Below are 16,024 nucleotides of genomic sequence, written 5' to 3'. Positions count from 1 at the left end.
GCTGGAGATGGCCGGTGAAAGCCCTCGACGAACTGACCTTCGACAACCGCTTCGCACGCCTGGGCGACGCGTTTTCAACCCACGTGCTGCCCGAGCCTCTCGACGCACCGCGCCTTGTGGTGGCGAGCAATGCCGCCATAGCCCTGCTCGATCTTGACCCTGGCGTGGCGGAAACGCCGGTGTTCGCCGAGCTGTTCGGCGGGCACAAACTGTGGGCGGAAGCGGAGCCACGGGCGATGGTCTATTCCGGGCACCAGTTCGGCGGCTACACCCCACAACTGGGCGATGGCCGTGGGCTGCTACTGGGCGAGGTGTACAACCAGGCCGGTGAGCACTGGGATTTGCATCTCAAGGGCGCCGGGATGACACCGTACTCACGCATGGGTGATGGGCGCGCGGTGCTGCGCTCCTCGATCCGCGAATTCCTGGCGTCGGAAGCCCTGCACGCACTGGGCATTCCCAGCAGTCGCGCGCTGTGCGTGATCGGTTCCGACACGCCCGTGTGGCGCGAAAAGCAAGAGCGCGGCGCCATGGTGCTGCGCATGGCGCCCAGCCATATCCGCTTCGGACATTTCGAATATTTCTACTACACCAAGAAGCCCGAGCAACAGGCCGAGCTGGCCGAGCACGTACTTTCCTTGCACTACCCCGAGTGCAAGGAACAGCCCGAGCCGTACCTGGCGATGTTCCGCGAAATCGTCGAGCGCAATGCCGAGCTGATCGCCAAATGGCAGGCCTACGGCTTCTGCCACGGCGTGATGAACACCGACAACATGTCGATCCTCGGCATCACCTTCGACTTCGGGCCGTTTGCGTTTCTGGATGACTTCGACGCGCATTTCATCTGCAACCACTCCGATCATGAAGGGCGCTACTCATTCAGTAATCAGGTGCCAATCGGCCAGTGGAACCTGAGTGCGCTGGCGCAGGCGCTTACGCCGTTTATCAGCGTCGACGCCCTGAAGGAAGCGCTGGGCCTTTATCTGCCGCTGTACCAGGCCAACTACCTGGACCTGATGCGCCGCCGTCTGGGACTGACCACCGCTGAAGACGATGACCAGGCGCTGGTGGAGCGGTTATTGAAGCTGATGCAGAACAGCGGCGTGGACTACACGCTGTTCTTCCGCCGGTTGGGCGACGAACCGGCCGCGCTGGCCGTGTCGCGGTTGCGCGATGACTTTGTCGACCTGGCCGGGTTTGATGCGTGGGCCGAGCAGTACAAGGCGCGTGTTGAACGGGATGGGGAATTCAGCGAGGAACAGCGCCGTGAGCGCATGCATGCCGTGAACCCGCTGTATATCTTGCGCAACTATCTTGCGCAGAATGCCATCGCTGCCGCCGAGTCCGGGGATTACAGCGAGGTGAGGCGGCTGCACGAGGTACTTTCCAAGCCGTTCGAGGAGCAAGCGGGGATGGAGCAATACGCACAGCGGCCGCCGGATTGGGGCAAGCATTTGGAGATCAGCTGTTCGTCGTAAGGAGACGCACCGTGAAACTTTCTGACATCCCGGCGGGGCTGTTACGCAGCACCCGCCTGCACCTCGCAGCTCCGACACTCGACAGAGTGTCGGACATGCATGACCTGATCAGCGACTTCAGCCAGCCCCACATCGACTTTCTGCTGTGGGCAAATGGCAGCCCGCGCCTGGAAGATGCGCGCGCCAATATGCAAACAGCAGTGGATAACTTCAGCGCCGATCAGAATGAGTACAAGTTCTTGATCATCGAGAACAGTTCCGACGCGCTGGTTGGCTGTATCAGCCTGTTTATCCGCGACATGAGCATCCCGTATCTGGAAATCGGCTACTGGGTCGGCAGCAACAGCATGGGCAAAGGCTACGCCAGCGAAGCCTGTGCCTTGGTGCGCGACATTGCTGTGGAGTACTTCCACGCCAAGCGGCTCGAACTCACTACCGCCGGACGCAACCTGCGCAGCATCAACGTGGCAGAACGTTGCGGGTTTAAGCGCGAGGCGCTGCTTACCAATGCGCGACGCGATAAATCCGGGGTGGTAGATGACACCTGCGTTTACGTGTTCACAGGTGCCTCATCTAGATAAAGGTTTCCACTGACACCCCAAACCGCTCAGCCAGCCAACGAATCTGCCGCACGTTGAGCTGGCGCTTTCCGCTCAACACCTCAGACACAACCGATTGTGCGCCCACACCCGGCAGGTCACTCTGGGTAAGGTTATGTTCGCGCATCATGTAGCGCAGCACATCGACTCCACTGGCGACGGGCATGGGGCGATGCTCATGGTCATAGGCTTCGATCCAGTCGCTGAGGATGTCCACCAAGCTCATCAGCGGGCTGTTGTCGTCTTCGCCGATCAGGCTCAGCAACTCGTCCAGACCAGACACCAGCGCGTCGTAGTCAGCCTCGTTTTCTGGTTTGCGCATCACTGGCGCAACGAATTGCCAGTGTTCGGCTGCTACTCGCATAAGCGCGCTCATCTGATTTTTTCCTTCCATTTATCTTTCTCATAATCGCGATGATCGAGCAGGTGCTTGATGTAAACGCGCTGCGCCTGATACTCCACACCCGCGATCAACCTCAGTTTGTTGCCGCCAATATCGAATATGTGAAACGCCCCGACTTTATCCGTGGCGGGAAACATGGTTTTCATCGCCGCGAAGTCCTTGGGATCATTTCGCTTCATTACCCGATACCACTGGTCCAAAGCCGATGCTGAGCGTGGCCACTTTTCCTTCGCTTCCCATATCCTTTTCTCGCTGATCACTCGCATGCAACATCCTTATCGCATCTTGCTATGAAGGTTAAACCCGACTCCTGAATATCGCAATTTGCTATAGCCGCAAACAGACAGGTGGCGCAAAACAGAACAAGCTCCACCAGCCTAGATAGTCGGGCTCGTATCAGCATCGGCAAACTGTGAGTGGATGAGTCGTCGTGTTTGCACCTTGATAAACCTCGGGTTTGGCTCCAACTACACTCCATTGGCCCCCAAGGAACCCACCATGTCCGAACCTCTTGTAATCCCTTGCCCCCACTGCAACGGCCTCAACCGCATCCCCGGCGAACGCCTGGGCGATGCGCCGAAATGCGGGCGTTGTAAGCAGACGGTTTTATTGAACAAACCGTTTGAGCTGAAGCAGGGCGACTACGCCAGCCAGATCAAGGGCGATTTGCCATTGTTGGTGGATGTGTGGGCCGACTGGTGCGGGCCGTGCAAGTCGTTTGCGCCGGTGTTTGAGCAGGCGGCCGCGCAGTTGGAGGGCAAGTGCCGGCTGGCCAAGCTGGACAGCGAGGCCAATCAGCAGTTGTCGGCGCAGTTGGGGATTCGCTCGATACCGAGCTTGATACTGTTCAAGAACGGCCGCGAAGTGGCGCGCCAGAGTGGGGCGTTTCCGTTGCCGCAGTTGATGAGTTGGTTGCGCAGTCAGGGGATCTAATCCGGCCTCAAGAACACTGTGGTCAAAATGTGGGAGGGGGCTTGCTCCCGATAGCGGTGTATCAGTACCAGATAGGCTGGCTGACACACTGCCATCGGGAGCAAGCCCCCTCCCACATTGGATCTTCGTAGTGCTTCAGATCAGGCGTTTTCCAGCAGGTTATGCAGCTCCACAAACTGCTGGGTCAGTTTGTGTCGTGGGTCCAGGTGGATCAGCGGTTTGCTCTCCTGGTGCGACTCGCGCATGCGCACCGAGCTGGCCAGGTACACCGGCAGTACCGGCAAGCCTTCGGCGATCAACTCGTCGAGCATCTGCTGCGGCAGGCTCGCCCGGGCCTGGAACTGGTTGACCACGATGCCTTCCACTTCGAGGCCTTCGTTGTGGTCGTCCTTCAATTCTTCGATTTCACGCAATAGGCCATACAGCGCCTGGCGCGAGAAGCTGTCGCAGTCAAAGGGGATCAGCACGCGATCGGCGGCAATCAGCGCCGAAACCGCATAGAAGTTCAACGCTGGCGGAGTGTCCAGATAAATTCGGTCGTAATCCTCGCTCAGCTCATCCAGCAGCTTTCGCAGCTTGTTGATCTTGTGCTTGGCTTCGAGCTTGGGTTGCAGGTCCGCCAGCTCGGCGGTGGCCGTGATGACGTGCAGGTTGTCGAACGGCGTTTCGTAGATATCCACCTTGTTTTTCTTGGAGAACGGCCCGGAAGACAGGGTTTGCTTGAAAAAATCCGCGATCCCCATGGGGATATCGTCGCCCGTCAACCCAGTCAGGTACTGGGTTGAATTGGCCTGTGCATCGAGGTCCACCAACAGGGTTCGATAGCCTTCACTGGCGCTGACCGCCGCCAGGTTGCAGGCAATGCTGGACTTGCCAACGCCGCCTTTCTGATTGAACACCACACGCCGCATGGAAAAACCTCCGTGTATCAATGAATGTCCGAGTGTAGAGCGCAAAAGCGCCTGTTAGCTACCTCGTTCATCCATGCATTGCTGCATTAAAAACAGGATGTAGTACGCCTCATGCAAGAAATCAGGAACGGTCTGACAAACCAACCAGACCCCAGGTAAAGGACAATCTGTAACTCTTGCCAATTATTTTGTAATCGCCGTGCACAATTCTTTACCAAAGTTTGCTAGAACCCCACAGCACCGGGATAATGCGCGCCATTCGGCTATTGCTCCCTGTCCCGGTTTTCGGGGCCATTGGCCGCACATGGAAGCCCGCAGGGGCGGGATACCTTCTCAGTGATCACTTTCAACATCGCCCAATGGCGCGCCTGGGGCCCTGGCCTTGAGAGCGCGGACGACTGGCACGCCTGGTGTCGGAATCCGGTGTTGCTGCCTGCCAGTGAAACGTTTCCTGACGTGTCGTTCCTGCCGGCCATGCAGCGCCGCCGCCTGAGCCGCCTGGCGCGTATGGCGTTCAGCGTCGGCTGGCCACTGGCCGAGGGCTTGCAGGATTTGCCCCTGGTGTTTGTGTCCCGCCACGGCGAAACCCCGCGCACCCTCGACATCCTGAGTGACTTGGCCAACGATCAGCCGCTGTCGCCGACCCAGTTCAGCCTGTCGGTGCATAACGCCGTGATTGGCCTGTGGTCGATCCTGCGCAATGAAACCAGCGAAATGACCGCTCTCGCCGCCGCTGGCGACGGCCTGGAACACGGCGTGCTTGAAGCCGCCGCGCTGCTCAACGAAGGCGCCCCGGCCGTATTGCTGGTGGTCACCGAAGAACAGCCGCCCGCCGCCTATGCCGGCTGGATCCATGACGTGCCGTTCCCCTACGCCCTCGGCCTGCTGCTCACCCCGGGCGACGAATGGCAGCTGGAACTGAGTACCGGCACTGTCCAACCCACTCAAACCCAGTGGCCCCACGCCCTGAACCTGCTGCGCACCCTGCTCACCGAACAGGTCGCCTGCCAACATGCCTGGAAGAACCGCGTATGGAACTGGCAACGCAAGCCCTGACCGCCAAACCACGGGACGCCTACTACTGGCGCCTGTTTGCCACCGCCGCCAGCTTCACGCTGTTCGGCTTCGGTGGGCTGTGCCTGCGTTTGCTGGTATTTCCCCTGCTCAGTTGCTTGCCCGGAGACGCGGCCAACCACCGGCGCCGTGCCCGCCACACCATCAGTTGGCTGTTCTGGTTCTTTATCCGCCTGATGCAAAAAGCCGGCGTGTTGACCTACAGCGTCGAAGGCGCCGACCAACTCGGCCGCCCAGGCCAGATGATCATCGCCAACCACCCGTCGCTGATCGACGTCGTGTTTTTGATCGGTCTGGTGCGCCAGGCCAACTGCGTGGTCAAGCAGAGCCTGTGGCAAAACCCCTTCACCCGCGGCCCGGTGCGCGACGCGGGCTATATCAGCAACGACGGCAGCGCCGAGATGCTCGATGCGGCGGCCGATGCCCTGAAAAGCGGCCAGACCCTGATCATCTTTCCCGAGGGCACCCGCACCACACCCGGCGCGGCGCCTGCCTTTCATCGCGGGGGCGCCGCCATTGCACTGCGCGGTGCGACAATCATCACCCCCGTGGTGATCAAGGTCAGCCCCACGACGCTGACCAAGGCCGAACCCTGGTATCGCATCCCTAAATGCCGCGTGCACTTCAGTTTGCGCGTGGGGGCCGATATAGAACCACAAGCCTTTGCTGCACTCGGGCCTGCGCCCCAGGCTTCACGCAAGCTCAACGATTACCTGCATCACTATTTTATTAAGGAGCTCGCCGAAGATGAGCGACCAACACCGCCTTGAGCACGACATAAAGACGCTGATCATCGAGGCCCTGGGCCTGGAAGACATCAGCGTCGACGACATCGGTAGCGAGCAAACCCTGTTCGGCGAAGGCCTGGGCCTGGATTCGGTAGACGCCCTGGAATTGGGCCTGGCGATCCAGAAAAAGTACGGCATCAAAATCGATGCCGACGCCAAGGACACCCGCAATCACTTCACCAACGTGGCCAGCCTTGCGGCGTTCGTCACGGCCAGACAGGCAGCTTGAGACCGGACCATGCAAACTCGTGACGATATTTTCAACACCTTGCGCGATGCCTTGGTGGAACTGTTTGAACTGCCGCCTGAGCGCGTCACCCTTGATGCCAACCTGTATCAGGACCTGGAAATCGACAGCATCGATGCCGTCGACTTGATCGACCATATCAAGCGCCAGACCGGCAAGAAGATCGCTGCCGAAGAATTCAAGGCAGTGCGCACCGTCAACGACGTGGTTGAGGCGGTGTACCGTCTGGTCACGCCGGCCGCATGAGCCGGCTGATCGGCCTTGGCCTGTTGTTGGCGGGGCTGCTGTACCCCTTCGCGGTGTATTACGGCACCGAGCATTTTGCGCCATGGCAATTCGGCCTGCTGCTCGGCGGCCTGTGGCTGTTGCGGGCATTGACCGGCGCACGTCGCCCCGGCAGCCGCTGGATGGCCTTGGCGGTGATTGTGTTTTGCCTGTTGCTGGCCTGGTTCGACAACCCGCACCTGCTGCGCTGGTACCCGAGCCTGGTCAGCGCGTTCATGCTGGCGCTGTTCGGCCTCAGCCTGAAATACGGCCCGCCGATGGTGGAGCGCCTGGCGCGTATGACCGAGCCGGTGCTACCACCCCACGCGATTGTGTACACGCGCCAGGTCACCGTGGTGTGGAGTGTGTTTTTTCTGTGTAATGGCCTGCTCGCCGCCGCCCTCACCCTGTGGGCGCCGCTGAGCTGGTGGACGTTGTACAACGGCCTGATCGCCTACGGGCTGATGGGGCTGTTGTTTGCCGTGGAATGGCTGGTACGACAAAGGGTTCGAGGCCGCGTATGAATGGGTTGAAACTTGAGCACATGCTGCTTGAGCCGCTGCACCAGCGTTTGGTCACCACCGAACCTGCGATGAATCATGCCCAGCTGTGGGCGCATGCCCTGAGCCTGGCGGCAGGCCTGCAAGCGCGGGGCGTCCAGCGCCTGGCGGTGCACTTGGAAGACGCCGGTCTGCTGGCGATTGCCCTGCTGGGCGCCTGGCGCGCCGGGGCCGGCGTGCTGCTGCCCGCCGACCTGCAACCGCAGACCCGCCAACGCTGGGACACGAGCGTTGATGCCTGGCTGGTGGACGCGGCCGATCTGGATGCGCTGTATCAAACACCCTTGAGCCCTGCTGCGCTCGACCTGGACACTTGTCAACTGAGCCTGTGCACCTCCGGTTCCAGCGGTGAACCCAAGCGCATCGACAAAACCCTGCGCCAGCTGGCCAATGAAGTCGAGGCGCTGGAAGCCTTGTGGGGCGCAGACCTGCAAGATGCCTGCATCATCGGCAGCGTCGCCACCCAGCATATCTACGGCCTGCTGTTTCGCGTGCTGTGGCCGCTGTGCGCCGGTCGCACCTTTGTGCGCAAACAACTGGCCTTCCCCGAAGACATGCAGCGCGCCAGCCGCGCGCACGCGCAGTTCGCCTGGGTAGCGAGCCCGGCGCTGCTCAAGCGCATGGGCGATAACCTCGACTGGCCTGCGCTGAGCCAGGTGGCGCGGGTGTTCTCCTCCGGCGGCGCCCTGCCCATCGAGGCGGCTGGCAGCCTTTACGAGCGCTTGCAGCAATGGCCCACCGAAATCCTCGGCAGCTCGGAAACCGGCGGCATCGCCTGGCGCCAGGGCGCCCAGCCCTGGCAGCCGTTTGCCGACGTACAACTGAGCCAGGATGCCGATGGCGCGCTGCGCATTGCCTCGCCTTACCTGCCTGCCGGGCACATCGAACAGACCGCCGACGCTGCGCGCATCCATGCCGATGGCCGCTTCGAGCTGCTCGGCCGCCTGGACCGTATCGTCAAGCTGGAAGAAAAACGCATCTCCCTGCCGATGCTCGAACACGCGCTGATGGCCCACCCGTGGGTCGCCGACACCCGCTTGGGCGTGGTCCAGGAAAACCGCGCGTCCCTCGGTGCGCTGGTGGTGCTCAGCGCCGAAGGCCTGCATGCACTGCGCAACCAGGGGCGGCGCACGGTCACCCAAACCCTGCGTCAGCACTTGAGCCAACATTGCGAAGCCCTGGCCCTGCCGCGTCGCTGGCGGCTGCTGCGGCAGCTGCCCCTTAACAGCCAAGGCAAGCTGCCCCAGGCCGACGTCGAAGCGCTGCTGCTGGCGCCCCGGCCAAAGGCGCCGCACGTGTTGGAGCGCGTCGAGGCCGATGGCGAATGGACCGTGCAACTTGTCGTGCCGCCGGACCTGGCCTACTTCAGCGGCCACTTCCCCGTGACCCCGGTGCTGCCGGGCGTGGTGCAGGTGGAGTGGGCGTTCAATCTGGGCCAGCAACTGATGAACCTGCCGGCGACCTTTGCCGGGATGGAAGTGCTCAAGTTCCAGCAACTGGTACGCCCCGGCGACGCTATCGAACTGCACCTGCGCTTCGACGCGGAGCGCGGCAAGCTCTACTTCGCCTACCGCAACGGCGTCGCCGCCTGCTCCAGCGGCCGGATACAGTTGGAGAAGGTGGATGGATAAGCTTTCCTGGCGAGCGGGCTTATTGTGGCGAGCGGGCTTGCCCGCGTTGGGCTGCGCAGCAGCCCCAAAACAACCACCCGAAATCCTCCAGACACTGCGCAGCGTCTGGATGGGGAGTGCTGCGCACTCCAACGCGGGCAAGCCCGCTCGCCACAACAAGCTTGCTTGCCACACTCATCACAGCCGACTCAGGGACACTGGTCATGCATAAGCCCTGCGCCCTGATCCCGGTCTACAACCACGAAGCCGCCGTACCCGCGGCGGTCAGCAGCCTGCTCAACAGCGGCCGGATCCAGCTGGAGAAGGTTGATGGATAAGCTCTTGTGGCGAGCGGGCTTGCCCGCGTTGGGCTGCGCAGCAGCCCCAAAACAACCACCCGAAATCCTCCTGACACTGCGCAGCGTCTGGATGGGGAGCGCTGCGCACTCCAACGCGGGCAAGCCCGCTCGCCACAACAAGCTTGCTTGCCACAATAATCACAGCCGACTCAGGGACACTGGTCATGCATAAACCCTGCGCCCTGATCCCGGTCTACAACCACGAAGCCGCCGTACCGGCCGTGGTGCACAGCCTGCTCAACAGCGGCTTGCCCTGCCTGTTGGTGGACGACGGCAGCAGCCCGGCGTGCGCGGCGGTGCTGGCACAGTTGGCGAGCCTGGATAACGTCACCCTGCTGACCCTGCCCAACAACCAGGGCAAAGGCGGCGCGGTGATGGCCGGTTTCCGCGAAGCGGCGCGCCTGGGTTACTCCCATGCCCTGCAAGTGGACGCCGACGGCCAGCACGACCTGCGCGAAGTCGAGACGTTTATCGACGCCTCGCGCCGGCAACCCAATGCGATTATTTGCGGCTACCCCGAATACGACGAAAGCGTGCCCAAGGGCCGCCTGTATGCGCGCTACCTGACCCACGTGTGGGTGTGGATCAACACCCTGTCGCTGCAGATTCGCGACTCGATGTGCGGCTTTCGCGTATACCCGCTGGCACCGGTGCTGGCGCTGATGAACTCGGCCTACATCGGCACGCGCATGGATTTCGACTCGGACATCCTGGTGCGCCTGGCCTGGCGCAATCAGCCGATGCGCTGGCTGCCAACCCAGGTGCACTACCCCGCCGATGGCCTCTCACACTTTCGCTTGTTCCGCGACAACGTGCGCATCTCGGCCATGCACACCCGCTTGTTTTTCGGCATGTTGGTGCGTGCGCCGATGATCCTGTGGCGACGGTGGCAGGCATGAGCGACAGCAGCAAGCACTGGGCCGACCGCGAGGAACGCGGCAGCTACTGGCTGATGAAACTCACCGCCCTTGCCGCCAAGGTCCTCGGGCGCCGGCTGCTGAGCCCCCTGCTGTACGGCATCGTGCTGTATTTCTTCCTGTTCGGCCGCACCGCGCGCCAGAGCGCCTGGCAATACCAGCAGCGCCTGGCCGACTGGAGCGGTCGCGAGGCGCTGCGCCCTACCCACCGCAGAGTCTTCGGCCAGTTCATGGCCTTTGCCGACGCGCTGCTCGACAAGCTCGACGTGTGGAACGGCAAGCTGCGCCTGGAACAGATCGAGATCAACGACCCGGCCAAACTGCGCGGGCAATTGCGTGGCGAACGCGGGCAGATGCTGGTGGGCGCGCACCTGGGCAACCTCGAAGTGTGCCGCGCGCTGGCCGAAATCGGCGAGCAAGTGACCATGAATGTGCTGGTGCACACCAAGCACGCCGAGCGTTTCAACCGCTTGCTGGGCGAGGCTGGCGCGACCCATTTGCGCCTGATCCAGGTCAGCGAGCTGGACCCGGCCACCATGCTGCTGCTCAGCCAGCGCCTGGATGACGGCGAGTGGCTGGCCATTGCCGGCGACCGCGTGCCGCTGCATGGCGGGCGCACGGTGCGCGTGGATTTCCTCGGCCATGACGCCGCCTTTCCCCAAGGCCCGTGGCTGCTGGCCGGCCTGCTCAAATGCCCGGTGAACCTGCTGATGTGCCTCAAGCACAACGGCCGCTATCGCCTGACGATTGAGCCGTTCGCAGCGTTGATCGAATGGAAACGCAGCACCCGCGAGCAGGTCATCGCCCTGTGGACCGCGCGCTACGCCGCACGCCTGGGCCAGTTCTGCCTGGAAGCGCCCCAACAATGGTTCAACTTTTACCCTTTCTGGAAGACCGATGACGACGCATCTTGAGCCAGTAACCTTTGGCGAACGCCCCCTGTGCATCGAAGACGTGCTGGCCCTGGCCAACCGTCAGGCGCCTACCCAGCTGCAGGGCGATGCCGCCTATCGCCAGCGCATCGCCAAGGGCGCGCAGTTCCTCGACTCGCTGCTGGACAAGGAAGGCGTGATTTACGGCGTCACCACCGGCTACGGCGACTCATGCGTGGTGGCCGTACCGCTGCAGCACGTCGAGGCCTTGCCGCGCCACCTGTACACCTTCCACGGCTGCGGTTTGGGCAAACTGCTCGACGCCCAGGCCACCCGCGCGGTGCTGGCGGCGCGTTTGCAGTCGCTGTGCCATGGCGTCTCCGGGGTTCGCGTGGAGCTGCTGGAGCGTCTGCACGCGTTCCTTGAACACGACGTGCTGCCGCTGATCCCGGAAGAAGGCTCGGTAGGCGCCAGCGGTGACCTGACGCCGCTGTCCTACGTGGCCGCGACTTTGTCCGGCGAGCGCGAGGTGCTGTTCCGTGGCGAACGTCGCCAGGCCGCCGATGTGCACCGCGAACTCGGCTGGGCGCCGCTGGTATTGCGCCCCAAGGAAGCCCTGGCGCTGATGAACGGCACCGCCGTGATGACGGGCCTCGCCTGCCTGGCCTTCGCCCGCGCTGACTACCTGCTGCAGCTGGCCACGCGCATCACTGCACTGAACGTGGTGGCGCTGCAAGGCAACCCGGAGCACTTTGACGAGCGCCTGTTCGCCGCCAAACCGCACCCGGGGCAGATGCAAGTTGCCGCCTGGTTGCGCAAGGACCTGGCCATCGACGCACCGACAGCGCCGCTGCACCGCCTGCAGGACCGTTACTCGCTGCGTTGCGCACCCCACGTCCTCGGCGTGCTGGCCGACAGCCTGAACTGGCTGCGCTCGTTTATCGAGATCGAACTGAACAGCGCCAACGACAACCCGATCATCGACGCCGAAGAAGAACGCGTGCTGCATGGCGGGCACTTCTACGGCGGGCATATTGCCTTTGCCATGGACAGCCTCAAGACCCTGGTCGCCAACGTCGCCGACCTGCTCGACCGCCAGCTCGCGCTGCTGGTGGACGTGCGTTACAACCACGGCCTGCCGAGCAACCTGTCCGGCGCCCCGGCGGACCGCGCGATGATCAACCATGGCTTCAAGGCCGTGCAGATCGGCACCAGCGCCTGGACCGCCGAAGCGCTGAAAAACACCATGCCGGCCAGCGTATTCTCACGCTCCACCGAGTGCCATAACCAGGACAAAGTGAGCATGGGCACCATCGCCGCCCGCGACGCGATACGCGTGCTGGAGCTGACCGAACAGGTCGCCGCCGCCACCTTGCTCGCGGCCAACCAAGGCGTGTGGCTGCGTGCCCAGGCCGAGGATGCACGCCCGCTGCCACCAGCACTGGCCGCCATGCAGGAAGAACTGGCCAAGGACTTCCCACCGGTGATCGAAGACCGCGCCCTGGAAGGCGAACTGCGCCTGTGCCTGCAACGCATCGCCGAGCAACACTGGAGGCTGCATGCGTAGCCCAGGTGTGCTGCACAGCGACACCGAAATCCTCGTGCCGTTTTTCGACATCGACACCATGAACGTGGTGTGGCACGGGCATTACGTGAAGTACCTGGAAGTGGCGCGCTGCGCGCTGCTGGACAAGCTCGGCCACAACTACACGGCCATGCTCGAAGCCGGCTACGCCTGGCCGGTGATCGACCTGCAGCTGCGCTACGTGCGCGGCGCCACCTTTGGCCAAACAATCAACGTGCGCGCCAGCCTGGTGGAATGGGAGAACCGTTTGAAGGTGAATTACCTGATTACCGACCTCGCCAGCGGCGAACGCCTGACCCGCGCCAGCACCGTGCAGGTCGCCGTCGAGATCGCCAGCCGCGAGATGCAGCTGGCCTCCCCCAAAGTCTTCACCGACGCCGTAGAGAGAGCCTTGAAATGAAATCCAATGTGGGAGGGGGCTTGCCCCCGATGGACGTCAACGATGACGCAGCTCCCCTGACACTGCGCGGCGCCCTCCGGCTCTTCGCGAGCAAGCCCGCTCCCACATTGATCGCGCTGTTCCTGTTGCTGGGTATTCCAGGATTCGCCCAGGCCTTTGACCTGCAGCAACTCAGCGAGCAGTTAGCCAAGCCCTCAGTGATCCACGGCAACTTCACCCAGGAAAAACACTTGCGCGCCCTGCCCCAGCCGCTGGTCAGCAAAGGCACCTTCGTGCTCGCCAAAGACCACGGCCTGCTGTGGCTGCTGAAAACTCCGCTGCAACAGGACTACCGCATCAGCGCCCAAGGCATCGCCCGGCGTGACGCCGCTGGCTGGCAATTGCTGCCGAACAAGAGCGCCGGTGCCGAACAAAATCGCCTGTTCCTTGCCGTGCTGCAGGGCGACAGCAGCGGCTTGCAACGTGACTTCGAGCTGCAACTGCAAGGCGAAGCCAAGCAGTGGACGCTCACGCTGATCCCGCGTTCGCTGCTGCTCAAACAGGTGTTCACGCAGATCAATATCGACGGTGGCGAGCTGGTGCAGAACATCGAACTGCTGGAAACCCAGGGCGACAGCACGGTGCTGCGCATGCAAGACAGCACCGCCAGCCAACCGTTGAGCGACGCGGAGCAACACGACTTTGCCCAGTGAGCGCCTGCTGCCCCGCCTGTTCCTGATCCTGCTGGTGGCCGTGCTGGCCCTGGCCGGCTGGCAGTGGCGCCATGGCGCGCCGCTGTCGGCCAACCTCATGGAGCTGGTGCCGGGCAGCACGCCGAATGCCCTGGAGCTGCAAGCCGAACAGCGCATGCAAGAGCCGCTGAACCGCGAAATGCTGGTATTGGTCGGGCACACCGACCGCCAGCAAGCGGTGGCCGTGGCGCAGCAGTTGGGCGAGCACTGGCAGGCCAGCGGCCTGTTCGAAAAGGTCCAGTGGAACCTGCAAGCCGACTTGCCGGCCCTGCGTGAGCAACTGCTGCGCGGGCGTTTGGCGATGCTCTCGAGCAAAGACCGCGCGCAACTGATCGAGCAGCCCGACGCGTTTATCCAACAACGCGTGCAAGCGCTGTTCGACCCGTTCACCGGCTTCAGCCTGGTGCCTAGCCAGGATGACTGGCTGGGCCTCACCGGGCGCATCCAGAACAGCCAGCCACAGCACGGCGCGGTGCAGCTGGATATCGGCAGCGGCGCATTGATCGCCGATGCCGACGGCAAAAGCTGGGTGCTGCTGCGCGCGCGCACCACCGGCAATGCCTTCGATATGCAATTGCCGCTGCAGGTGGCGGATTTGCTCCAGGCCAGCCGCGCACAGGCTGCTGAGCAGGGCGCGCAACTGCTCGCGGCCAGCGGTCTGCTCTACGCAGCCAATGGGCAGCAACAAGCCACGCGGGAAATCACCTGGGTCGGCGGCGGTGCCACGGTTGGCATCTTGTTGCTGCTGTTGCTGGCGTTCCGCCGTTGGCGCGTGCTGCTGGCCTTTGTGCCGGTGCTGGTGGGCATGTTGTTTGGTGCGGTGGCCTGTGTGGCGCTGTTCGGCCATATGCATGTGATGACCCTGGTCTTGGGCTCCAGCCTGATCGGCGTGGCGGTGGATTACCCGCTGCACTACCTCTCGAAAAGCTGGAGCCTGCAGCCCTGGCGCAGTTGGCCGGCGTTGCGCCTGACCCTGCCGGGGTTGAGCCTGAGCCTGGCCACCAGTTGCATCGGCTACCTGGCGTTGGCCTGGACGCCGTTCCCGGCCCTGACCCAGATTGCGGTGTTCTCGGCTGCCGGCCTGGTGGGGGCGTACCTGTCCGCCGTGTGCCTGTTACCGGCCCTGCTCAAAGGCGTGGAACTGCGCCCGGCGCACTGGCCGTTGCGCATCGCCGAATGCCTGTGGGGGCTGCGCGCAGCCTTGCTCATGCGCGTACCGAGCCCCGTCCTGTTGGTGCTGGTGCTGGTGTTCTGCGCAGGCGGCCTGTGGCAGTTGAACAGCAAAAACGATATCCGCCAATGGATCGGCGCACCGCCGCAATTGCTGCAAGAAGCCCAAGCCGTGGCGCGCATTACCGGGTTCCAGCCCACCAGCCAGTTTTTCCTGGTGCGGGCCGACAACCAGCAGCAGTTGCTGGAACGCCAGGCCGCGTTGGCCCAGCGCCTGGACCAGCTGGTAAACATGGACAAACTGCAGGGCTACCTGGCGCTCAGCCAACTGGTCAGCCTGCCCGCCGAACAACAACGCCTGCGTGATGCGCTGAACCAACTGCCGCAACACTGGCAGCCGCTGCTCGACCTCGGCGTGCCCGCCAGCGCCCTGCATGCTGAAGTGGCGCAGCTGCAAGCGCTGCCCACCCAAGATATCGACGCCGCCCTGGTCGGCCCGCTGGCCGAGCCCTGGCGCACGCTGTGGCTCGGCCCGGTGGACGGCGGCGTGGCGGCCATGGTCAGCCTGCAAGGTTTGAACAACCCCGCGTTACTGCGGGTGCAGGCCGTGGATTTGCCGGGTGTGCAGTTGGTGGATCGCCTCGGGGACCTGAACCGCGTATTTGCCGACACGCAGATCAGCGCAGCAGAATTGAAATTGATGTCGTGCGTGCTGATCGTGCTGCTGTTGGTCCTGCCATTCGGCGTTGGCGGGGCCTTACGCATCGTCGCCCTGCCGTTGCTGGCGGCGCTGTGCAGCCTGGCCAGCCTGGGTTGGTTGGGGCAGCCGCTGACGCTGTTCAGCCTGTTCGGCCTGCTGCTGGTCACGGCCATCAGCGTCGACTATGCGATTTTGATGCGCGAACAGATCGGCGGCCCCGCCGTGAGCCTGTTGGGAACCCTCCTGGCCGCGCTGACCACTTGGTTGTCGTTCGGCCTACTGGCGGTGTCCAGCACCCCGGCGGTGAGTAATTTCGGTCTTTCGGTCAGCCTGGGCCTGGCGTTCAGCTTTATGCTGGCGCCCTGGGCCGGCCAACAGAAACACGCCTTATGAATGTGATTATCGCCCATGCGGCAAGGAGCC

Annotated in this window: 18 protein-coding genes and 1 pseudogene; 16 read left to right on the top strand and 3 right to left on the bottom strand. The window is 63.1% G+C overall.

Annotated features, from left to right (window positions below):
* Positions 1-14: 14 nt before the first annotated feature.
* Positions 15-1,478, top strand: coding sequence for a protein adenylyltransferase SelO (selO, locus tag GIW02_RS02295; protein WP_236410648.1), 1,464 nt, complete (start codon positions 15-17; stop codon positions 1,476-1,478).
* An 11-nt stretch (positions 1,479-1,489) separates the two neighbouring features.
* Positions 1,490-2,059, top strand: coding sequence for a GNAT family N-acetyltransferase (locus tag GIW02_RS02290; RefSeq protein ID WP_236410649.1), 570 nt, complete (start codon positions 1,490-1,492; stop codon positions 2,057-2,059).
* On the opposite strand, the gene GIW02_RS02285 is transcribed toward GIW02_RS02290, so the two are convergent.
* Complete coding sequence (locus GIW02_RS02285; protein WP_236410650.1) at positions 2,052-2,453, bottom strand: transcriptional regulator; 402 nt, start codon at positions 2,451-2,453, stop codon at positions 2,052-2,054. The two genes, GIW02_RS02290 and GIW02_RS02285, sit on opposite strands and share 8 nt — an antisense overlap.
* Positions 2,450-2,746 (bottom strand): type II toxin-antitoxin system HigB family toxin, encoded by a 297-nt coding sequence (locus GIW02_RS02280; protein ID WP_236410651.1) that lies wholly within the window; start codon positions 2,744-2,746, stop codon positions 2,450-2,452. The genes GIW02_RS02285 and GIW02_RS02280 overlap by 4 nt, the downstream gene beginning before the upstream one ends.
* A gap of 232 nt (positions 2,747-2,978) precedes the next feature.
* Between GIW02_RS02280 and trxC the strand changes: the two genes are divergently transcribed.
* Complete coding sequence (trxC, locus tag GIW02_RS02275) at positions 2,979-3,413, top strand: thioredoxin TrxC (protein ID WP_236410652.1); 435 nt, start codon at positions 2,979-2,981, stop codon at positions 3,411-3,413.
* Positions 3,414-3,553: 140 nt separating this feature from the next.
* Here the strand turns inward: trxC and GIW02_RS02270 are convergent, their stop codons facing one another.
* Positions 3,554-4,324, bottom strand: coding sequence for a ParA family protein (locus GIW02_RS02270; RefSeq protein ID WP_056847141.1), 771 nt, complete (start codon positions 4,322-4,324; stop codon positions 3,554-3,556).
* Between the two features lie 336 nt (positions 4,325-4,660).
* Here GIW02_RS02270 and GIW02_RS02265 point away from each other — a divergent pair, with 336 nt between their 5' ends.
* From GIW02_RS02265 to GIW02_RS02205, 13 genes and pseudogenes are all read left to right on the top strand, one after another.
* Positions 4,661-5,380 (top strand): beta-ketoacyl synthase chain length factor, encoded by a 720-nt coding sequence (locus GIW02_RS02265; RefSeq protein ID WP_236410653.1) that lies wholly within the window; start codon positions 4,661-4,663, stop codon positions 5,378-5,380.
* The gene (locus GIW02_RS02260) at positions 5,356-6,168 is read left to right on the top strand and encodes a lysophospholipid acyltransferase family protein (protein WP_236410654.1); all 813 of its coding nucleotides are present in this window, start codon (positions 5,356-5,358) and stop codon (positions 6,166-6,168) included. The genes GIW02_RS02265 and GIW02_RS02260 overlap by 25 nt, the downstream gene beginning before the upstream one ends.
* Positions 6,146-6,415, top strand: coding sequence for a phosphopantetheine-binding protein (locus GIW02_RS02255; protein ID WP_014716603.1), 270 nt, complete (start codon positions 6,146-6,148; stop codon positions 6,413-6,415). The genes GIW02_RS02260 and GIW02_RS02255 overlap by 23 nt, the downstream gene beginning before the upstream one ends.
* 9 nt (positions 6,416-6,424) lie before the next feature.
* Positions 6,425-6,679: an acyl carrier protein gene (locus GIW02_RS02250; RefSeq protein ID WP_016979215.1), complete on the top strand. Its 255-nt coding sequence runs from the start codon at positions 6,425-6,427 to the stop codon at positions 6,677-6,679.
* Entirely contained in the window at positions 6,676-7,221 is a 546-nt protein-coding gene (locus tag GIW02_RS02245) for a COG4648 family protein (RefSeq protein ID WP_236410655.1), read from the top strand. Before GIW02_RS02250 ends, GIW02_RS02245 begins: the two co-directional genes overlap by 4 nt.
* Positions 7,218-8,888 carry an acyl-CoA synthetase family protein gene (locus tag GIW02_RS02240; protein ID WP_236421766.1) on the top strand — a complete coding sequence of 557 codons (1,671 nt, stop codon included), beginning with the start codon at positions 7,218-7,220 and terminating at the stop codon, positions 8,886-8,888. The genes GIW02_RS02245 and GIW02_RS02240 overlap by 4 nt, the downstream gene beginning before the upstream one ends.
* 203 nt (positions 8,889-9,091) lie before the next feature.
* Positions 9,092-9,175: pseudogene (locus GIW02_RS02235) on the top strand (glycosyltransferase family 2 protein); the annotation flags it as partial.
* Between the two features lie 215 nt (positions 9,176-9,390).
* A complete protein-coding gene (locus GIW02_RS02230; RefSeq protein WP_236412239.1) occupies positions 9,391-10,125 on the top strand; it encodes a glycosyltransferase family 2 protein in 735 nt (244 codons plus the stop codon).
* Entirely contained in the window at positions 10,122-11,057 is a 936-nt protein-coding gene (locus GIW02_RS02225; RefSeq protein WP_236412237.1) for an LpxL/LpxP family acyltransferase, read from the top strand. The genes GIW02_RS02230 and GIW02_RS02225 overlap by 4 nt, the downstream gene beginning before the upstream one ends.
* On the top strand, positions 11,041-12,582 hold the full coding sequence (locus GIW02_RS02220; protein WP_236412235.1) for an aromatic amino acid ammonia-lyase: 1,542 nt from the start codon (positions 11,041-11,043) through the stop codon (positions 12,580-12,582). The genes GIW02_RS02225 and GIW02_RS02220 overlap by 17 nt, the downstream gene beginning before the upstream one ends.
* Positions 12,575-13,000, top strand: a complete 426-nt coding sequence (locus GIW02_RS02215) for an acyl-CoA thioesterase (protein WP_236412233.1) — start codon at positions 12,575-12,577, stop codon at positions 12,998-13,000. The genes GIW02_RS02220 and GIW02_RS02215 overlap by 8 nt, the downstream gene beginning before the upstream one ends.
* Positions 13,001-13,029: 29 nt before the next feature.
* Positions 13,030-13,692 carry an outer membrane lipoprotein carrier protein LolA gene (locus GIW02_RS02210; RefSeq protein ID WP_236421765.1) on the top strand — a complete coding sequence of 221 codons (663 nt, stop codon included), beginning with the start codon at positions 13,030-13,032 and terminating at the stop codon, positions 13,690-13,692.
* Positions 13,682-15,994, top strand: a complete 2,313-nt coding sequence (locus GIW02_RS02205) for an MMPL family transporter (RefSeq protein ID WP_236412230.1) — start codon at positions 13,682-13,684, stop codon at positions 15,992-15,994. Before GIW02_RS02210 ends, GIW02_RS02205 begins: the two co-directional genes overlap by 11 nt.
* Positions 15,995-16,024: the final 30 nt, after the last annotated feature.

The sequence above is a fragment of the Pseudomonas syringae genome (genome assembly GCF_021606685.1).
In the GTDB taxonomy this organism is placed as follows: domain Bacteria; phylum Pseudomonadota; class Gammaproteobacteria; order Pseudomonadales; family Pseudomonadaceae; genus Aquipseudomonas; species Aquipseudomonas syringae_R.
The sequence above is the reverse complement of the archived record's forward strand: the minus strand, read 5'-3'. Positions and strand labels throughout refer to the sequence as shown.

Coding starts and splice junctions, on each gene's coding strand:
- GIW02_RS02255 (WP_014716603.1), top strand. CDS start 6,146: ATGAGCGACCAACACCGCCTTGAGCACGACATAAAGACGCTGATCATC.
- GIW02_RS02230 (WP_236412239.1), top strand. CDS start 9,391: ATGCATAAACCCTGCGCCCTGATCCCGGTCTACAACCACGAAGCCGCC.
- GIW02_RS02245 (WP_236410655.1), top strand. CDS start 6,676: ATGAGCCGGCTGATCGGCCTTGGCCTGTTGTTGGCGGGGCTGCTGTAC.
- GIW02_RS02250 (WP_016979215.1), top strand. CDS start 6,425: ATGCAAACTCGTGACGATATTTTCAACACCTTGCGCGATGCCTTGGTG.
- GIW02_RS02225 (WP_236412237.1), top strand. CDS start 10,122: ATGAGCGACAGCAGCAAGCACTGGGCCGACCGCGAGGAACGCGGCAGC.
- GIW02_RS02285 (WP_236410650.1), bottom strand. CDS start 2,453: ATGAGCGCGCTTATGCGAGTAGCAGCCGAACACTGGCAATTCGTTGCG.
- GIW02_RS02240 (WP_236421766.1), top strand. CDS start 7,218: ATGAATGGGTTGAAACTTGAGCACATGCTGCTTGAGCCGCTGCACCAG.
- GIW02_RS02215 (WP_236412233.1), top strand. CDS start 12,575: ATGCGTAGCCCAGGTGTGCTGCACAGCGACACCGAAATCCTCGTGCCG.
- GIW02_RS02260 (WP_236410654.1), top strand. CDS start 5,356: ATGGAACTGGCAACGCAAGCCCTGACCGCCAAACCACGGGACGCCTAC.
- GIW02_RS02280 (WP_236410651.1), bottom strand. CDS start 2,746: ATGCGAGTGATCAGCGAGAAAAGGATATGGGAAGCGAAGGAAAAGTGG.
- GIW02_RS02270 (WP_056847141.1), bottom strand. CDS start 4,324: ATGCGGCGTGTGGTGTTCAATCAGAAAGGCGGCGTTGGCAAGTCCAGC.
- GIW02_RS02220 (WP_236412235.1), top strand. CDS start 11,041: ATGACGACGCATCTTGAGCCAGTAACCTTTGGCGAACGCCCCCTGTGC.
- trxC (WP_236410652.1), top strand. CDS start 2,979: ATGTCCGAACCTCTTGTAATCCCTTGCCCCCACTGCAACGGCCTCAAC.
- GIW02_RS02210 (WP_236421765.1), top strand. CDS start 13,030: ATGGACGTCAACGATGACGCAGCTCCCCTGACACTGCGCGGCGCCCTC.